This window comes from Amycolatopsis sp. NPDC003865 (assembly GCF_053605345.1).
Genome location: NZ_JBSGJA010000006.1, coordinates 372,890 through 389,809, shown reverse-complemented (window position 1 = coordinate 389,809; position 16,920 = coordinate 372,890). Strand labels below are relative to the sequence as shown.

Annotated in this window: 15 protein-coding genes; 4 read left to right on the top strand and 11 right to left on the bottom strand. The window is 71.0% G+C overall.

Annotated elements, in window-relative coordinates; all coding sequences use genetic code 11:
• Positions 1–77: 77 nt before the first annotated feature.
• Positions 78–1,859 carry a murein biosynthesis integral membrane protein MurJ gene (murJ, locus tag ACWEVP_RS17860; RefSeq protein ID WP_452063617.1) on the bottom strand — a complete coding sequence of 594 codons (1,782 nt, stop codon included), beginning with the start codon at positions 1,857–1,859 and terminating at the stop codon, positions 78–80.
• A gap of 122 nt (positions 1,860–1,981) precedes the next feature.
• Here murJ and map point away from each other — a divergent pair, with 122 nt between their 5' ends.
• Positions 1,982–2,764, top strand: a complete 783-nt coding sequence (map, locus tag ACWEVP_RS17855) for a type I methionyl aminopeptidase (RefSeq protein ID WP_452063616.1) — start codon at positions 1,982–1,984, stop codon at positions 2,762–2,764.
• 36 nt (positions 2,765–2,800) lie between these two features.
• Here map and ACWEVP_RS17850 read toward each other — a convergent pair whose 3' ends face one another.
• Together ACWEVP_RS17850 and ACWEVP_RS17845 are read right to left on the bottom strand one after the other, a co-directional pair.
• Positions 2,801–3,058: a hypothetical protein gene (locus ACWEVP_RS17850; protein ID WP_086672410.1), complete on the bottom strand. Its 258-nt coding sequence runs from the start codon at positions 3,056–3,058 to the stop codon at positions 2,801–2,803.
• Between the two features lie 519 nt (positions 3,059–3,577).
• A complete protein-coding gene (locus ACWEVP_RS17845; RefSeq protein ID WP_452063615.1) occupies positions 3,578–4,618 on the bottom strand; it encodes an aldo/keto reductase in 1,041 nt (346 codons plus the stop codon).
• A gap of 88 nt (positions 4,619–4,706) precedes the next feature.
• On the opposite strand from ACWEVP_RS17845, the gene ACWEVP_RS17840 reads away from it, so the two are divergent.
• Complete coding sequence (locus ACWEVP_RS17840; protein WP_452063614.1) at positions 4,707–5,546, top strand: helix-turn-helix transcriptional regulator; 840 nt, start codon at positions 4,707–4,709, stop codon at positions 5,544–5,546.
• Here ACWEVP_RS17840 and ACWEVP_RS17835 read toward each other — a convergent pair.
• From ACWEVP_RS17835 to ACWEVP_RS17800, 8 genes are read right to left on the bottom strand one after another with little or no spacing between them, the layout of a single operon-like run.
• Positions 5,506–6,102, bottom strand: a complete 597-nt coding sequence (locus ACWEVP_RS17835) for a TetR/AcrR family transcriptional regulator (RefSeq protein WP_452063613.1) — start codon at positions 6,100–6,102, stop codon at positions 5,506–5,508. The two genes, ACWEVP_RS17840 and ACWEVP_RS17835, sit on opposite strands and share 41 nt — an antisense overlap.
• Positions 6,099–6,935: an SDR family oxidoreductase gene (locus tag ACWEVP_RS17830; protein WP_452063612.1), complete on the bottom strand. Its 837-nt coding sequence runs from the start codon at positions 6,933–6,935 to the stop codon at positions 6,099–6,101. Before ACWEVP_RS17830 ends, ACWEVP_RS17835 begins: the two co-directional genes overlap by 4 nt.
• Positions 6,936–6,943: 8 nt before the next feature.
• Complete coding sequence (locus tag ACWEVP_RS17825) at positions 6,944–8,110, bottom strand: acyl-CoA dehydrogenase family protein (RefSeq protein WP_452063611.1); 1,167 nt, start codon at positions 8,108–8,110, stop codon at positions 6,944–6,946.
• Positions 8,107–10,056 (bottom strand): acetyl/propionyl/methylcrotonyl-CoA carboxylase subunit alpha, encoded by a 1,950-nt coding sequence (locus ACWEVP_RS17820; protein ID WP_452063610.1) that lies wholly within the window; start codon positions 10,054–10,056, stop codon positions 8,107–8,109. The genes ACWEVP_RS17825 and ACWEVP_RS17820 overlap by 4 nt, the downstream gene beginning before the upstream one ends.
• A gap of 7 nt (positions 10,057–10,063) precedes the next feature.
• A complete protein-coding gene (locus ACWEVP_RS17815) occupies positions 10,064–11,662 on the bottom strand; it encodes an acyl-CoA carboxylase subunit beta (protein ID WP_452063609.1) in 1,599 nt (532 codons plus the stop codon).
• A complete protein-coding gene (locus ACWEVP_RS17810) occupies positions 11,659–12,807 on the bottom strand; it encodes an acyl-CoA dehydrogenase family protein (RefSeq protein WP_452063608.1) in 1,149 nt (382 codons plus the stop codon). Before ACWEVP_RS17810 ends, ACWEVP_RS17815 begins: the two co-directional genes overlap by 4 nt.
• The gene (locus ACWEVP_RS17805; protein ID WP_452063607.1) at positions 12,804–14,492 is read right to left on the bottom strand and encodes an acyclic terpene utilization AtuA family protein; all 1,689 of its coding nucleotides are present in this window, start codon (positions 14,490–14,492) and stop codon (positions 12,804–12,806) included. The genes ACWEVP_RS17810 and ACWEVP_RS17805 overlap by 4 nt, the downstream gene beginning before the upstream one ends.
• Complete coding sequence (locus ACWEVP_RS17800; RefSeq protein WP_452063606.1) at positions 14,489–15,280, bottom strand: TIGR03084 family metal-binding protein; 792 nt, start codon at positions 15,278–15,280, stop codon at positions 14,489–14,491. Before ACWEVP_RS17800 ends, ACWEVP_RS17805 begins: the two co-directional genes overlap by 4 nt.
• 139 nt (positions 15,281–15,419) lie before the next feature.
• Between ACWEVP_RS17800 and ACWEVP_RS17795 the strand changes: the two genes are divergently transcribed.
• Complete coding sequence (locus tag ACWEVP_RS17795; protein ID WP_452063605.1) at positions 15,420–16,259, top strand: enoyl-CoA hydratase-related protein; 840 nt, start codon at positions 15,420–15,422, stop codon at positions 16,257–16,259.
• A complete protein-coding gene (locus ACWEVP_RS17790; protein ID WP_452063604.1) occupies positions 16,256–16,855 on the top strand; it encodes an acetoacetate decarboxylase family protein in 600 nt (199 codons plus the stop codon). The genes ACWEVP_RS17795 and ACWEVP_RS17790 overlap by 4 nt, the downstream gene beginning before the upstream one ends.
• The last annotated feature ends 65 nt before the right edge of the window (positions 16,856–16,920 follow it).

Sequence of the window (16,920 nt, the reverse complement as noted above, 5' to 3'; positions counted from 1 at the left end):
CGGAATTGTAAACGCGCTGATCGCAGCGGTCTCGTTACCGTTTCGAGACATCCGGATCGCCTCGGTGGCCGTAGTCGTCAACGAGGCGCGAACCGCCGCAGGAGACCGCCCACGCGCCGGGTCACCGGGCGGAATTCCGGGAGCTTCAGCAGTGCCAGCAAGCCGAACGGGACGGCCATCCCCAGCAAGGTCTGGACCGGCAGTTTCACCCACGCGGCGCCGATCGCGCCGAGGGAGCCGGGCACCGCGTAGCCGGCCAGCACCGCGGCCCCGACGCCGAGCGCGCTGACCGACAGGGTGATCAGCCCGACCCGCAGGGACCGCTTGCTGCGCAGGTGCCCGAGCCGGACCCACAGCCAGACCTGGCCGAGGACGGCACCGACGACGAACCCGGCGCCGTTGACGAGCATCACGCCGTAGACGACGTGCTCGCCGTCGAGCAGCTCGCGGCACAGCAGCAGCAACGGGATCTTGGCCGCGGTCATCACGAGCATGATCAGCGTGGGCGTGCGGGCGTCCTTCATCGCGTAGAACACCCGCAGCTGCAACATGACCAGCGCGAAGGGCAGCAGCCCGACGGCGGAGACGGCGAGGGTCTGGCCGAGCCGCTCGGCGTCTTCGAGGGTGCCGCGGCCCCAGGTGAAGATCGCGACGCCGACCGGCGTGCCGACGACGGCCAGCACGGCGGAGATCGGCACGAACAGCACCGTCGACATGCGGGAGGCGAGCGAGAGGTCGCCGACGAGCGAGACCGTGTCGCCGTCGGCGGCGGCCCGGCTCATCCGCGGCATCAACGCGGTCAGCAGGGAAACGCCGAGGATCCCGTACGGGAGCTGGAAGAGCAGGGACGCGTAGCTGTAGGCCGTGACGCCGCCGCTGCTGCCGTGCGTCAGCACGCGGGTGGTGACGACGAACCCGACGTGGCTGACCACGACGTAGCCGAGGATCCACGCGGCGAGCCCGCCGAACTCCTTGATCCGCGGGTCGAAGCCCCAGCGCCAGCGGAACCGGAACCCGGTGCGCAGCAACGCGGGGATCAGCACGACGGCCTGCACGACGATGCCGAGCGTGGTGCCGAGGCCGAGGACCAGCAGCTTCGGGTCGCTCATCCGGACCGGGTCGAGCGTCAGCTCCCCCGGCACGACGGCGAACACGACGAGCGTGCCGGTGACGACGACGTTGTTCAGCACCGGCGCCCAGGCCGGCGGGCCGAAGACGTTCTGCGCGTTGAGGATCGCCGAGAGCAGCGCGAAAAGGCCGTAGAAGAGGATCTGCGGCAGCAGCAGGTACGCGAGCGCGGTCGTCAGCCCCGGGTTGGCCGTCGGAGACGATTTGTCGACGTAGAGCGTGGTGAACAGCGGCGCGATCGCCACCGCGACGGCCGTGCCGACGGTGAGCAGCACCAGCCCCATCGTGATCAGCCGCTGCGTGTAGGCGCGGCCGCCGTCCGGGTCGTCCTGGGAGCGGACCAGCAACGGCACGACGACGCTGGCGAGCACGCCGCCGAAGAGCAGCTCGAAGACGATGTTGGGCAGGGTGTTCGCGACCGTGAAGGAGTCGTTGACCACCCCGGTGCCGACAACGGCGGCGAGCAGCAGCTTCGCCACGAACCCGGTGATCCGGCTGACGGTCGAGGCGACGGCCATCCGGCCGCTCGAGCGGGCGAGCGACGAACCGGCACCCTCGCCGCGGCCGGCGGTGACGGGCGAGGCGGGCGGCCGCGCGACGATCTGCGTGGCGAACTCGTCGTAGGGTCGCCGGGAGAGGTCGAGGTCCCGCGTCGGCCAGTGGGCGCCGCGCAGCTCGCTGGGGAGGAAGACCGTCGCCTCGTCGTCGACCGGTGGTGGGGGTTCCGCCATGGCTCAAGCCTGCCAGGTCGGGCGGGCTTTCGTGACCCTTCGCACCGGACTGGTATTCCTATACCGGGACCGTGCTACCGTTCCGGTATAACTATACCGACCTTTGGGGACGCGAGGTTTTCGTGATCGAACTGAAGTCGCCTGCGGAAGTCGACCGCATGCACGTGACCGGCCGCTTCGTCGCCGAGATCCTCACCGAGGTCGGCCGGCTCGCCGACGTGGGCGTCAACCTGATGGACCTCGAGCACCACGCACGCGGGATGATCAAGCGGCGCGGCGCCGAGTCGTGCTACTGGGACTACGCGCCGTCGTTCGGCAAGGGCCCGTTCCGCAACGTCATCTGCCTGTCAGTCAACGACGCGGTCCTGCACGGCCTGCCGCACGACTACGTGCTGCGCGACGGCGACGTGCTCACCGCCGACCTCGCGGTCAGCATCGACGGCTGGGCGGCCGATTCGGCGCGCACGGTCATCGTCGGCACCCCCGCCGAGGAGGACCTGCGGATCGTCCGCGCCACCGAGGAAGCCCTGGAAGCGGCGATCGACGCGGCCCGCCCCGGCAACCGGCTGGGCGACATCTCCGCGGCGATCGGGGCGGTGGCCGCCGAGTACGGCTACCCGGTCAACACCGAGTTCGGCGGGCACGGCATCGGCCGCACCATGCACGAGGACCTGCACGTGCCCAACAAGGGCACCCCCGGCCGCGGGATGAAGCTCCGGCCGGGCCTGACGCTCGCGCTCGAACCCTGGTTCGCGCGCACGACCGACCGGATCGTCTACGACCCCGACGGCTGGACCATCCGCTCGGCCGACGGCTCCCGGACGGCCCACTCCGAGCACACGGTGGCGATCACCGAAGGCGAGGCCCGGGTGCTCACCCGGCGCGAGCCGGAATCGAACACCTGAGCGAACCGCGACCGTGCGTGACGCACGTGCAGCTGCTCAGGCGGCGACGGTGATCTCCAGCGCGGCGCGCCCGGCCTCGGTCAGTTCGGCCGGGACCCGGCCGGTGGCGGCTTCGACGGCGGGGCGCAGGTAGCCGCCGTGGGCCAGCGCGTGGGCCGTCATCTGATCGCAGCACGCGAATCCGTCGATGAACAGGTCGGGCTCGCAGCTGCACGACATCTGCGCACGTCCCGCCGCCACCGCCTTCAGCATCGCCATCGCGCGGTGGGTGAGCTCGACTCCTGAACCGGACACCGGACTGCCTTCCTCTGCGGTCTTGCTACGTATAGTCATTCGCCCGTTGGGCCGATTGTGTTACTTATGACACTATGACGGTTCGGAGCAGATGCGGGTTCCGGTGGGTCTCGGTTTGTTTCGATGAGCGGTTCCGGCGTCTCGGTGAGCGGTCGTTGCTCGTGCCTTGGGCGGTCGACCTCACCTTGGGTGGTCGCCTCCACCTTGGGTGGTCGCAACAGACCCTCACCTTGAGCGGTCGCAACAGACCCTCACCTTGGGCAGATCCCTGAAAGATGCCCTCGCCGGGCGGGCAGGCTCTGGGATGGCCTCCGCTGTCGTCTCTCTTTGGCTGGTGGGTTGCTGGGTGGTCATCCCGTCGCCTGAACGAGGCCTATCACTTTGAGCCAGGCCCGCAAGCTTGCGTTGTTCTCTCACCTTTGGTCTGTGGGTTGCGGGCCTGGCTCAAAGTGATTTACCGGCCTCAGGCGACGGGATGACCACCCAGCTGTTCTCTCGGGGTCCCGAGCCGACTCCTCCCTAGTTGCGGGCTTCGATCTTCATCTCGCCTCGCATCACCGCTCGGATGTGGTCGCCTGCCAGGAGGTCATGGGGGTAGCCCAGGTCGATCGCGCTTGCCTCCTCCAGCCTCGCCAGCTGGGCCTCCGTGAACTCGACCTCCAGTGCTCCCAGGTTGCCCTCCAGCTGCTCCGGTGTCCGGGCGCCGATGATCGGGGCCGTCACCGCCGGGTTTTGGAGCAGCCAGGCCAGTCCCACCTGCGCCGGCGTGTGGCCCAGCTCGCCCGCCACCTCCGTCACGACGTCGGCGATCGCCAGGTTTCGCTCCGTCACCATGCCCAGCCCGGCGTTGAAGCTCTCCCGGCTTCCCGACGGAGCCCCGGCGCGGTACTTCCCGGTCAGCACCCCGCCCGCCAGTGGCGAGTACGGCGTCACCCCGAGCCCCATCGTGCGGGCCATGGGGATCAGGTCGCGTTCCGCCGCCCGGTTGATCAGGTTGTACTCGACCTGCAGCGCCACCAGCGGGGACCAGCCGCGCAGGTCGGCGATCGCCTGCATGCGCGAGATCTCCCACGCCGGCGCGTTCGAGATCGCCACGTACAGCACCGTGCCACGGCGGACCAGGTCGTCCAGACCACGCAGGATCTCCTCCACCGGCGTCGTGAAGTCCCACACGTGCAGGTAAAGCAGGTCGAGGTAGTCCGTGTTCAGCCGCCGCAGGCTGGCCTCCACCGACGCCGTCAGGCTCTTGCGGTGGGCTCCCGTCGAATTCGGGTCGCCGGGCCGGCGCAGCGTCGTGTACTTCGTCGCCAGCACGAGGCGCTCGCGGTCGTCTCGGGTGAACTCGCCGAGCAGCCGCTCGGAACTGCCGTCGGTGTAGGTGTTCGCGGTGTCGATGAAGTTGCCACCACGCTCGACGTACGTGTCGTACAGCTTGCGCGCTTCGGCCTTCTCCGCGCCCCAGCCCCACTCGGTGCCGAACGTCGCCGTGCCCAGCGCGAGCGGGGAAACCCGCAGCCCGGACCGGCCCAGGAGGCGGTAGGTGTCCAGTTTCGATGCCATGGTCGGTGAGTCTCCGCTCGCGGCGGGACGGCGTTAAGGGAAAGGGCTTCCTGGGAACACGAGTCCCACCTCCGCTGTTGCAGCGATCATGACGACCCCCACCGCGGAGCTGGCCGCCTTCCTGCGGACCCGGCGCGAACGCCTGGACCCGCGGGACTTCGGTCTGCCGCCGCGCCGGCGGACCCCGGGGCTGCGCCGCGAAGACGTCGCCGAACTGGCCGGGATCAGCGTCGACTACGTCGTCCGGCTGGAGCAGGCCCGCGGGCTGCGGCCCTCGGCGGACGTCGTCGAGGCGCTGGCCGGCGCGCTGCGCCTGGCCCCCGACGAGCGCGCCTACCTCTTCGACCTGACCCGGCAGCGCCCCCGTGCCGACGGCGAGCTCGCCACCACCGCGACGCCGCCGCTGGCCGGGCTCGTCAGCGACCTGTCGCCGCTGCCGGCCATGCTCCTCAACCACCGCTACGACGTCCTGGCCTGGAACCCCGAAATGGCCCGGCTGCTGGTGGATTTCGGCACGCTGCCGCCGTCGCGGCGCAACGCGATGTGGCTGTGCCTGATGCATCCGCGGGTGCGCGAGTTCTACGTCGACCGCGAAACCGTGGTGCGGGAAGGGATCGCGCACCTGCGCGCCGCGTGGGCCGCGCACCCGGACGACCGCGCGCTGACCGGCCTCATCGCCGAACTGACCGACGGCAACGCCGAGTTCGCCCGGTTGTGGGCCGGCCAGGACGTCAAGGTCAACGGCCGCGGGCGCAAGGTCGTGCGGCACCCCGAGGCCGGCGTGCTCACCCTGCAGTTCGAGACGCTCCGGCCGGTGCAGGACCCCGGCCGGCTGCTGGTGATCCACCGCGCCGCCGACGAAGAGAGCCAGGCGGCGCTGGACCGGCTCACGCGAGCCGCAGCTCCAGGGTCCGCGCCCACTCCCTGACGATCTGCTTGCGGCGCCGCGTGTCGTCGGTGAGCAGGTTCGCCAGGCCCAGCCCGCGTCCCAGGTCCAGCGTGGCCTGGACCAGTTCGCGGACCCCGGGCCGGGATTCGTCGACGCCGAGCAGCTCCACCGCGACCCGGTGCGCCTCGCGCCCGACCCGTGCTTCCAGGGGCACCAGCACGTCCCGCAGCGCCTCGTCGGTCGCCGCGACCGCCCACAGCTGCAGGGCCGCGCGGAACAGCGGCCCGGTGTAGAGGTTCAGCACCATCTCGACGACGCGCTCGATGCGGGACGCCCCGCTCGGCAGGTCCGCCGCCTGTGCCCTCAGCTCGTCGATCTGGGACTGGCCCAGCAGGTCGACCGCCGCCACCACCAGATCCTCCCGCGTCGGGAAGTGGTGCTGGGCCGCGCCGCGGGAGACGCCCGCCCGCTCGGCGATCCCGGCCACCGTGACGCCGTGCCAGCCGCGCTCGCCGAAGCTGTCGAGCGCGGCCTCGATCAACCGCCGCCGCGTCGTGCGGCTGCGTTCCTGCTGGGGTTCGCGGACGCCGGTCAAGCCGGTTCGACCCAGAAGTCGAGCTGCAGGTCTTCCTCGGCGGTGTCGCCGACGCGGTACTTCGCGAAGTCGGTGACGCCTTCGGCCCGCAGCACCTCGTCGTCGAGGAAGAAGTTCCCCGTCACCTCCCGGCTCGGCTTGGTCAGGATCGCGTACGCGGCGTCGGCCATGATCTCCGGCGTCCGGCTGCGGGACGCCAGCTCCGCGCCGACGACGTTGCGGATCGCCGCGGTGTCGATCGTCGTGCGCGGCCACAGCGAGTTCGCCGCGATGCCGTCCTTCTTCAGTTCGGCCGCGAGGCCGACGGTCACCAGGCTCATCGAGTACTTCGCGATGCTGTAGGCGAGGTGGCCGGCCGTGAACCACTTCTCGTCGAGGCTGATCGGCGGCGACAGCGTCAGGATGTGGGCGTTCGCCGACCGCCGAAGGTGCGGGATGGCCAGTTTGGACAGCAGGAACGTGCCGCGCGCGTTGATGTCCTGCATCAGGTCGTAGCGCTTCATGCCGACCTGCTCGGTCGGGGTCAGGTCGATCGCGCTGGCGTTGTTCACGACGATGTCGATGCCGCCGAACTGCTCGGCCGTCTTCGCCACCGCGGCGGCGACCCCGTCGTCGTCGCGGACGTCGCCGATGATCGGGAGCGCGTGCCCGCCCGCCTTCTCGATCGCTTCGGCCGCGGTGTAGATGGTGCCGGGCAGCTTCGGGTGCGGCTCGGCCGTCTTGGCCAGCAACGCGATGTTGGCGCCGTCCTTCGCCGCGCGCAGCGCGATCGCCTCGCCGATGCCCCGGCTGCCGCCGGACATGATGATCGTCTTGCCGTCCAACGTGGACATGTCGACTCCTAATAGGACTTCGGGAGGCCGAGGCTGTGCTGGCCGACGAAGTTGAGCACCATCTCGCGGCTGACCGGCGCGATCCGGCCCAGCCGCACCGCCGTCACCAGCGTGCCGAGGCCGTACTCGGTGGCGAGGCCGTTGCCGCCGTGGGTCTGCACGGCCTGGTCGGTCGCGCGGATGGCCACCTCGGCGGCGGCGTACTTGGCCATGTTGGCCGACTCACCCGCGCCGAAGTCGTCCCCGGAGTCGTAGAGCGACGCCGCCTTCTGCGTCATCAGCTTCGCCAGTTCCAGCTCGATCTTGATCTCGGCGAGGGGGTGCGCGAGGCCCTGGTGGGTGCCGATCGGCGCGCCCCAGACCTGCCGCTCGTTCGCGTAGCCGACCGCCTTGGCCAGCGCGTACCGGGCGATGCCGAGGGAGAACGACGCGCCCATGATGCGTTCCGGGTTGAGCCCGGCGAACAGCTGCGCGATGGCCGCGTCCTCCTCGCCGACCAGCGCCTCGGCCGGGAGCTTGACGTCGTCGAGGAACAGCGAGAACTGGTTCTCCGGCGCGATGATGTCCATCGGGATCTTCGTGTACTCGAAGCCCTCGGTGCCGGTGGGCAGGATGAACAGCGCGGGCTTCAGCCGGCCGGTCTTCGCGTCCTCGGTGCGGCCGACGACGAGCACCGCGTCGGCCTCGTCGACGCCGGAGATGTAGACCTTGCGTCCACTGAGGACCCAGCCGTCGCCGTCGCGCTTGGCGGTGGTGGTGATCTTGTGCGAGTTCGAGCCGGCGTCCGGCTCGGTGATCGCGAAGACCATCCGCTTGCTGCCGTCGGCGATGCCGGGCAGCCACTGCTTCTTCTGCTCTTCGGTGCCGAAGCGCGAGATTACGGTGCCGCAGATGGCCGGCGAGACGACCATGAGCAGCAGCGGCGAGCCCGCGGCGGCGAGTTCTTCGAGCACCGCGGCGAGGTCGGCGATGCCCGCGCCGCCGCCGCCGTACTCCTCGGGGATGTTGACGCCGAGGTAGCCGAGGCGCCCGGCCTCGTCCCAGAGTTCGTGCGTCTTCTCGTCCGCGCGAGCCTTGCGGGCGTAGTACTCGTGCCCGTACTTGGCGCCGAGGTCGGCGACGGCCTTGCGAAGCGCGATCCGCTCCTCCGGCTCGATGAAGTTCATCGCGTTCATTCTGCTTCTCCCACCACCGCGAGGATCGTGCCCACTTCGACCTGCTGTCCCACCGTCACCGGCAGCTCCGCCACCACGCCGTCGGCGGGGGCGGCGATCCGGTGTTCCATCTTCATCGCCTCGAGCCACAGCAACGGGTCGCCCGCCTTGACCGGATCCCCGGCCTGCACGGCGAGCCGCACGACCGTGCCCGGCATCGGCGCGACCAGCGACCCCGCCGCGAGAGCCGCGTCCGGGTCGGCGAACCGCGGCTCGGCCTTCAGCGCCACCGAGCCGAGCACGGAGTCCACATAAGACACCTCGTCGTGGCGAGCGACGGCGAACGCGCGCCGCACCCCGGCGACGTCCAGCACGACCCGGCCGGGCTCGTTCGACACCAGCTCCACGTCGAAGCCCTCGGCCACCAGCCCGTCGCGGGTCAGCGAGTAGACGACCTCGTACTCGCGGTCCGCGACCGTGAAGACCTTGCGCTGCCCGGCCGAGCGGACGTTGCGCCAGCCGCTGGGCAGCCGGCGCTGGGTCGTCGCCGACGCCCGGTTGCCCGCCGCGTCCGCCAGGGCCGCGGCGAGCGCCGAGAGCCGCTCGGTGTCCACTGTGGCCAGCGGCGCGGCGAGGGTGTCGAGACCGTGCCGGTCGAAGAACGCCGTATCGGTCTCCCCCGCCAGGAACGCCTCGTGGCGCAGGATGTTCACCAGGAGGTCGCGGTTGGTCACGACACCGTGGATCTTCGCCGCGGCCAGGGCCTTGGCGAGCCGCCGGGCGGCTTCGGCACGGGTCGGCGCCCAGGTGATCACCTTGGCGAGCATCGGGTCGTAGTGGACCCCCACCACCGAGCCGGTCTCGAACCCGGAGTCCAGCCGGAGCCCGGGGCCGTGGGTGAACGACCGGTCCACGCCGGGCACTTCGAACGTGTGGAGCGTGCCGCTCTGCGGCTGCCACCCGGCCGCCGGGTCCTCGGCGTAGAGCCGGACCTCGATGGAGTGGCCGACGGCCGGCGGCGGGTCGGCCGGGAGCCGTTCGCCCTCGGCGATCCGCAGCTGCAGCGCGACCAGGTCGAGACCGGTGACGTTCTCGGTGACGGGGTGCTCGACCTGCAGCCGGGTGTTCATCTCGAGGAAGTAGAACCGGCCGTCGGGCGCGGCGAGGAACTCGACCGTGCCGGCGCCGACGTAGTCGATCGCCTTGGCGGCCTTGCGCGCGGCGTCGAACAGCTCCTCGCGCATTCCCCCGTCGACGAACGGTGACGGCGCCTCTTCGACGACCTTCTGGTGGCGGCGCTGGATCGAGCATTCCCGCTCCCCCACCGCCCACACCGTGCCGTGGGTGTCGGCCAGCACCTGGACCTCGATGTGGCGGCCGGTCTCCAGGTACCGCTCGCAGAAGACGGTCGGGTCGCCGAACGCGGATCCGGCCTCCGCGCTCGCGCCTTCCACCGCCTCGGCCAGCTCGTCGAGCGAGCGGACCACGCGCATGCCGCGGCCACCGCCACCGGCGGAGGCCTTGACCAGCAACGGAAGATCGTCTTCGGTCACCGAGTCCGGGTCCAGTTCGGACAGCACCGGGACCCCGGCCGCGGCCATCAGCCGCTTGGACTCCACCTTGGAGCCCATGGTCTCGATGGCCGCCGGCGGCGGCCCGACCCAGGTCAGGCCGGCGTCGAGCACGGCGCGGGCGAACGCGGCGTTCTCGGACAGGAAGCCGTAGCCGGGGTGGACGGCGTCGGCGCCGGTGTCGGCCGCGGCCTTCACCAGCAGCTCGGCCCGCAGGTACGTCTCGGACGGCGCGTTGCCGGGCAGCCGGACGGCCGCGTCGGCTTCCGACACGTGGGGGGCGGCGGCATCGGCGTCGGAGAACACCGCGACCGTGCCGATCCCGGCGTCGCGGCAGCTCCGGAAGACGCGGCGGGCGATCTCCCCGCGGTTGGCGACCAGCAGGTTCTGGATCATCGCTCACTCACATCCGGAAGACGCCGAAGCCCTCGGCGCCCTTCACTGGTCCATTGTGGATCGCCGACAGGCTCAAGCCGAGCACGGTGCGGGTGTCGCGCGGGTCGATGATGCCGTCGTCGTAGAGCATGCCGGAGAGGAACATCGGCATCGACTCGGCTTCGATCTGGCCTTCGACCATGGCGCGCATCGCCTTGTCGTGCTCCTCGTTGTACTCCTGGCCGCGGCTCTCGGCGGCCGCGCGGGCCACGATGGACAGCACCCCGGCCAGCTGCGCCGGGCCCATCACCGCGGACTTCGCGCTCGGCCACGCGAACAGGAAGCGGGGGTCGTAGGCCCGGCCGCACATGCCGTAGTGCCCGGCGCCGTAGGACGCTCCCATCAGGACGGACAGGTGCGGCACCTTCGAGTTCGACACCGCGTTGATCATCATCGCGCCGTGCTTGATGATGCCGCTCTGCTCGTACTCCTTGCCGACCATGTACCCGGTCGTGTTGTGCAGGAACACCAGCGGCGTGTCGATCTGGTTGGCCAGCTGGATGAACTGCGCGGCCTTCTGCGACTCCTCGCCGAACAGCACGCCCTGGGCGTTGGCCAGCACGCCGACCGGGTAGCCGTGGATGCTCGCCCAGCCCGTGACGAGCGAGGAGCCGTAGAGCGGCTTGAACTCGTCGAAGTCGGAGCCGTCGACGACGCGGGCGATGACCTCGCGCGGGTCGAAGGGCACCTTGAGGTCGGTCGGCACGATGCCGAGCAGGTCCTCGGCGTCGTACAGCGGCTCGGCGTAGTCCGGCTTGGGCGTCGGCCCCTGCTTGGTCCAGTTGAGCCGCTTGATGATGTTCCGGCCGAGACGGATCGCGTCGGCCTCGTCGACGGCCAGGTAGTCGGCCAGGCCGGACGTCCGCGCGTGCATCTCGGCGCCGCCGAGCGACTCGTCGTCGGACTCCTCGCCGGTCGCCATCTTGACCAGCGGCGGCCCGCCGAGGAACACCTTGGCGCGTTCCTTCACCATCACGACGTAGTCCGACATGCCCGGCAGGTACGCGCCACCGGCGGTGGAGTTGCCGAAGACCAGCGCGACCGTCGGGCAGCCCGCCGCCGAGGCCCGCGTGATGTCCCGGAAGATCCGCCCGCCGGGGATGAAGATCTCCTTCTGCGTGGGCAGGTCCGCGCCGCCGGACTCGACGAGGTTGATCGACGGCAGCCGGTTCTGCGCGGCGATGTCCGCGGCGCGGAACGACTTCTTCGTCGTCCACGGGTTGCTCGCGCCGCCCTTGACCGTCGGGTCGCTCGCCGAGATCAGGCACTCGACGCCTTCGACGACGCCGATGCCGGTGACCAGGCTGGCGCCGACGCGGTAGTCGGTGCCCCACGCGGCCAGCGGCGACAGCTCCAGGAACGGCGAGTCCTGGTCGAGCAGCAGCTCGATCCGCTCGCGGGCCAGGAGCTTTCCGCGCTTGCGGTGGCGCTCGACGTACTTCTCGCCGCCGCCGGCCACGGCCTTGGCCTGCTCGGCGTCGATCTCGGCGAGCTTCTCCAGCATCGCCTCGCGGTTCGCGCCGAACTCGGCGGCCCGCGTGTCCACTGTGGACCTCAAGGTAGTCACGAGGTGTATCCCAATCGCTTCGCGGCCAGGCCGGTGAGGATCTCGGTGGTGCCGCCGCCGATGCCGAGGATCCGGACGTCGCGGTAGTGCCGCTCCACTTCGGACTCGCGCATGTAGCCGAGCCCGCCGTGCAGCTGGACGGCCTCGTTGACCACCCACTCGGCGGCTTCGACGGCGGTGTTCTTGGCGAAACAGGCTTCGGCGATGACCTCTTCCCCCGACACGTGCCGGATCGCGGCCTGCCGGGTGTAGGTGCGGGCCACGTCCACGCGGCGCGCCATCTCGGTGAGCTTGTGCTGCACGACCTGGCGCGAGATGAGCGGCCGGCCGAAGGTCTCGCGCAGCCGGCACCAGTCCAGCGTCAGGTCGAGCGCTCGCTGGGCGTGCGCGTACGCCTGCACGGCCAGCGAAAGCCGTTCCGTGACGAACTGGGTGGCCACCTGCGCGAACCCGCTGTTCTCGGTGCCGACGAGGTTCTCGACCGGCACCCGGACGTCCACGTAGGACAGTTCGGCCGTGTCGGAGCAGAGCCAGCCCATCTTCTCGAGCTTGCGCGACACGGTGAACCCGGGCGTCCCGCGCTCGACGACGATCAGCGAAAGCCCGTGCGCGCCGTCGCCGCCGGTGCGCACCACCGTGGTGACGAAGTCCGCGCGGCAGCCGGAGGTGATGTAGGTCTTGGCGCCGTTGATGACGTACTCGTCGCCCTCGCGGACGGCGGTGGTGCGGATCCCGGCGACGTCCGAGCCGCCGTCGGGCTCGGTCACGGCGAGGGAGCCGATCTTGTCCCCGGCCAGCGTCGGGCGGACCCAGCGTTCGAGCTGGACCGGGTCGTTCGCCTCGGCGATGTGCGGGACGGCGATGCCACAGGTGAACAGCGACGCGAAGAGCCCGCCGGAGCCGCCGGCGTAGTGCATCTCCTCGGCGACCACCAGCGCGTCGAGGTAGTTGCCGTCGCCGCCGCCGATCTCCTCCGGGAAGGCGACCCCCAGCAGCCCCAGCTCGCCGGCCTTGCGGTGCAGATCGCGCGGCAGCTCGCCGGCACGTTCCCAGTCGTCGAGGTGCGGCAGGACCTCCTGCTCGACGAACCTGCGCACCGTCTTGCGCAGCTCGGCCCGTTCGGGCGTCCGGAAGGGGTCGGTCACAGGAGCACCTCGGGGATGTCGATCTCACGGGAGCGCAGCCATTCGCCGAAGGCCTTGGCCTGCGGGTCGAACCGCGCCTGCGACGCGACGCCTTCCCCGAGGATGCCTTCGACGACGAAGTTCATCGCCCACAGGTTCGGCAGCAGGTGCCGCGTCACCGGCAGATCGGCGGTCTCGGGCAGCAGCAGCTTGAACTCGGCCACGGTCAGCCGGTGCACGAGCCACCGCCAGGCCGCCTCCGAGCGCACCCAGACGCCGAGGTTGGCGTTGCCGCCCTTGTCGCCGCTGCGGGCCCCGGCGATCGTGCCCAGGGGCACGCGGCGCACCGGCCCGTGGTCCAGGGGTTCGGGCAGCGCGGGTTCGTCCACATCGGACAAGTTCAGTGTGGACGCCGAAGGCGCTATGTCGACCCGCATCCCGTCCGGCAGGACAGCGACGTGCGGAACCTTTTCCGCGGGAACATAAGCCGCGGTGTAGACGCCGTAGGGCGAGGCGTCCGACGGCGGCGCGGTGACGTGGAACCCGGGGTAGCTGGCCAGGGCGAGTTCGACGGCGGCGCCGGTGAACGCCCGCCCGGCCACCTTGGGGTCGGTGTCCTTGACGGCGACGTGCAGCAGCGCGCTCGCCGTCTGCTCGGTGTCGGCGTCCGCGTGGTCGGTGCGGGCGAGGGTCCACCGGACATCGGCGGGCGGCCGGTCCTTCAAGGACGCTTCGAGCTGTTCCCGCACCAGCGCGGCTTTCGCCTCGATGTCGAGTCCGGTGAGGACGAACGTCGTCTCGTTGCGGAACCCGCCGAGCGTGTTCAGCGCGACCTTGAGCGTCGGCGGCGGAGCTTCCCCGCGGACGCCGGAGATGCGGACGCGGTCGGGTCCGTCCTCGGTGAGCGACAGCGCGTCGATCCGCGTGGTGACGTCGGGCCCGGCGTACCGCGCGCCGGTGATTTCGTACAGCAGCTGTGCGGTGACGGTCCCGGTGTTGACCACGCCCCCGGTGCCGGGGTGCTTGGTGATGACGCTGGAGCCGTCGGCCTCGATCTCGGCGATCGGGAAGCCCGGCACGCCCAGGGAGTGCTCGGTGAAGAAGGCGTAGTTGCCGCCGGTGGCCTGGGCGCCGCATTCGATGACGTGCCCGGCCGCGACCGCGCCGGCGAGGGCGTCGTAGTCGTCGCGCGCCCAGCCGTAGTGCGCGGCGGCCGGGCCGACGATCACCGAGGCGTCGGTGACGCGGCCGGTGACGACGACGTCGGCGCCCGCGTTGAGGCACTCGACGATGCCCCAGGCGCCGAGATAGGCGTTGGCCGTCAACGGTTTCCCGAGGTCCAGCTCGTCCGCGCGGGCCACCAGGTCGTCGCCTTCGACGTGCGCGATCTTGACGTCGAGGCCGAGCTTCGCGGCGAGTTCACGGAGGGCGCCGGCGAGCCCGGCGGGGTTGAGCCCGCCCGCGTTGGCGACGATCTTGACGCCCTTTTCCCGGGCCAGGCCGAGGTTTTCCTCCATCTGGCGCAGGAACGTCTTGGCGTAGCCCCGGTTGGCGTCCTTCATCCGGTCGCGGCCGAGGATCAGCATGGTCAGCTCGGCGAGGTAGTCGCCGGTCAGGACGTCGAGGGGCCCGCCGGTGAGCATCTCGCGGACCGCGGAGAAGCGGTCGCCGTAGAAGCCCGACGCGTTGCCGATGCGGTAGCTCATGCGAACTGCCCCGGCTTGCGCCCGTCCCCGGGCGGCCCGGCGAAAGCCTGCGCGATGGTCAGCCACTCTTCGACGTCGGCACCGCTCGCGACGAGGTCGGTGTCGGCCGGGTGCCGCCGCTGCGTGACGACCAGGCAGAAGTCCAGCGCACTGCCGGTGAGCCTCTGCTCGGCATCCTCCGGGCCGAACGCCCAGGTGGCGCCGTCGGGCGCGGCCAGTTCGACGCGGAACTCCTCGGCCGGCGGGGCGAGGGAGTTGGTCAGGTAGGCGAAGTCGCGGGTGCGCGTGCCGAAGCGCGCGATGTGCCACAGCCGCGCGGTCGGCTCGCGGGTCAGGCCGAGGGCGTCGAAGACGTCCTGGCCGTGGGCCCAGGTCTCCATCATCCGCGCGGTCGCCATCGAGGCCGCGCTCATCGGCGGGCCGTACCACGGCAGTTTCTGCCCTTCGGGCACGGCGGCGAGCGCTTCGGCCAGCGCCGCGCGCCCGGACCGCCAGTCTTCGAGGATCTCGTCCGGCGGCCGCTCGGCCCCGGCCGCGGCGCCGTCGTCGACGTAGGTCTCCCCCGCCTTGAGCAGCTCCTCGACCTCGGCCTGCCAGTCCTCCGGGTGCGCGGCCGCGATCAGGGCCTTGCGGTCGGTCCAGGCCAGGTGCGCGATCTGGTGCGCGACGGTCCACCCCTCGGCGGGCGTCGCGCGTGCCCAGTCCGACGCGGGCAGGTCCGCCACCACGTCGTCGATCGTCCGTGTCTCCGCGTCGAGATCCCCGAGGATCACGCCGAGGTCCGCCATCGCCCGCCTCCTTGCGTCCTGCGGCCAGGGTGGCACCGGCCGCCGGAAAAATCAAGCACGCCTGATTGTTTCGCCCCGGACGCTGCGGAACCACTATTGACATCTTGCCAGTAGCGCGGGTCTGCAATAGCTTTCTCCCATGGCCGACTACGCCGAGATCACCTACGCCGTCGCGGACCGGATCGCCACGGTGACGCTGAACCGTCCCGAGGCGCGCAACGGCTACACGATCCGGATGGCCGACGAGCTCGGCGCGGCGATGGACCGCGCGGACCGCGACGAGGACGTCCGCGTGGTCGTGCTGACCGGGGCGGGCAAGGACTTCTGCGTCGGCGCCGACCTGTCCCAGGGCGGCTTCGACTTCGACCCGTCGACCGGGCCGGACGCCGCGTGGCAGGAGCCCGCCGGCCGGTGCTCGAAGCGGATCTTCGCGATGAACAAGCCGGTGATCGCGGCCCTGCACGGCGCGGCGGTCGGCGGCGGCGTCACGATCACGCTGTCGTGCGACTACCGCCTCGCGTCGGAGGACTCCCGGTTCGGCTTCGTCTTCACCCGCCGCGGGATCTACCCCGAAGGCGCGTCGGCGTGGTTCCTCCCCCGGCTCGTCGGCATGGGCACGGCGCTGGACTGGATGATCAGCGGCCGCGTGTTCCCGGCGGCCGAAGCGCTCGAAAAGGGCCTGGTGCACAAGGTCTTCCCGACCGGAACCGTCCTCGACGAGGCGTACGAGCTGGCGCGGGAGATCGTCGCGACCACGGCACCGGTGTCGGTCGCGGTGACCCGCCAGCTGCTCTACCGGATGGCGAGCGCCGGGTCGCCGTTCCCGGTGCACGAACTGGATTCGAAGCTGATCGGCGGGCTCGGCACGAGCCCCGACGCGGTCGAAGGCGTCATGTCGTTCCTGCAGAAGCGGCCGCCGGAGTTCGGCATGCGCGTCGACAAGGACCTGCCCCCGTACCTCCCCTGGTTGGACGAATGAGCCTCTACCCACCGCAGCCCTGGCACCTGACCGCCGACGCGCGCGTCTCGATCTGGCGCGTGCCGCCGTCCGCGCTCCCCGCGCTGCCCGCGGAGCCGCTGGTGGTGGCCGGGATGGCGGCGGTCTTCACCGCGTGGATCGACTACACCCCGCCCGGGCAGCTGTCCTACCACGAGCTGCTCGCGGCGGTGTCGATCAAGGCGCGCCGCGTGTCCTGCTCGATCACCGAGATCTGGGTCGACAGCGAGGTGTCGATGGCCGGCGGCCGCGAGCTGTGGGCGATCCCGAAGGGCCTGGCCACGCTGGACTTCACCGGCGGCCGCACCTTCACGGCGACCGCGGCGACGGCGGACGACTGGATCGCGACGGCGGCGTTCAAGCGCCGCCCGGGCCTGCCGCTGCGGGTGCCGACGTCGTTCGAGGTGGTCCAGGAGCGCGACGGTCTCCTGCGCACCCCGGTGGGCGCGAAGATCCGCCCGCGCCCGGCGTCGGCGGACTGGAGCTTCAACCCGGACGGCCCACTCGGCTACCTCGCCGGACGGCGTCCGGTGGCGAGCCTGGAACTGCCGTCCTCGGAGTTGCGCTTCGGCGCCTGAACTGCACCTCTGGGTGATCACGTAACCCGCCAGGGTGAGCCCTCGACACGCCATCCCTTGGGTCC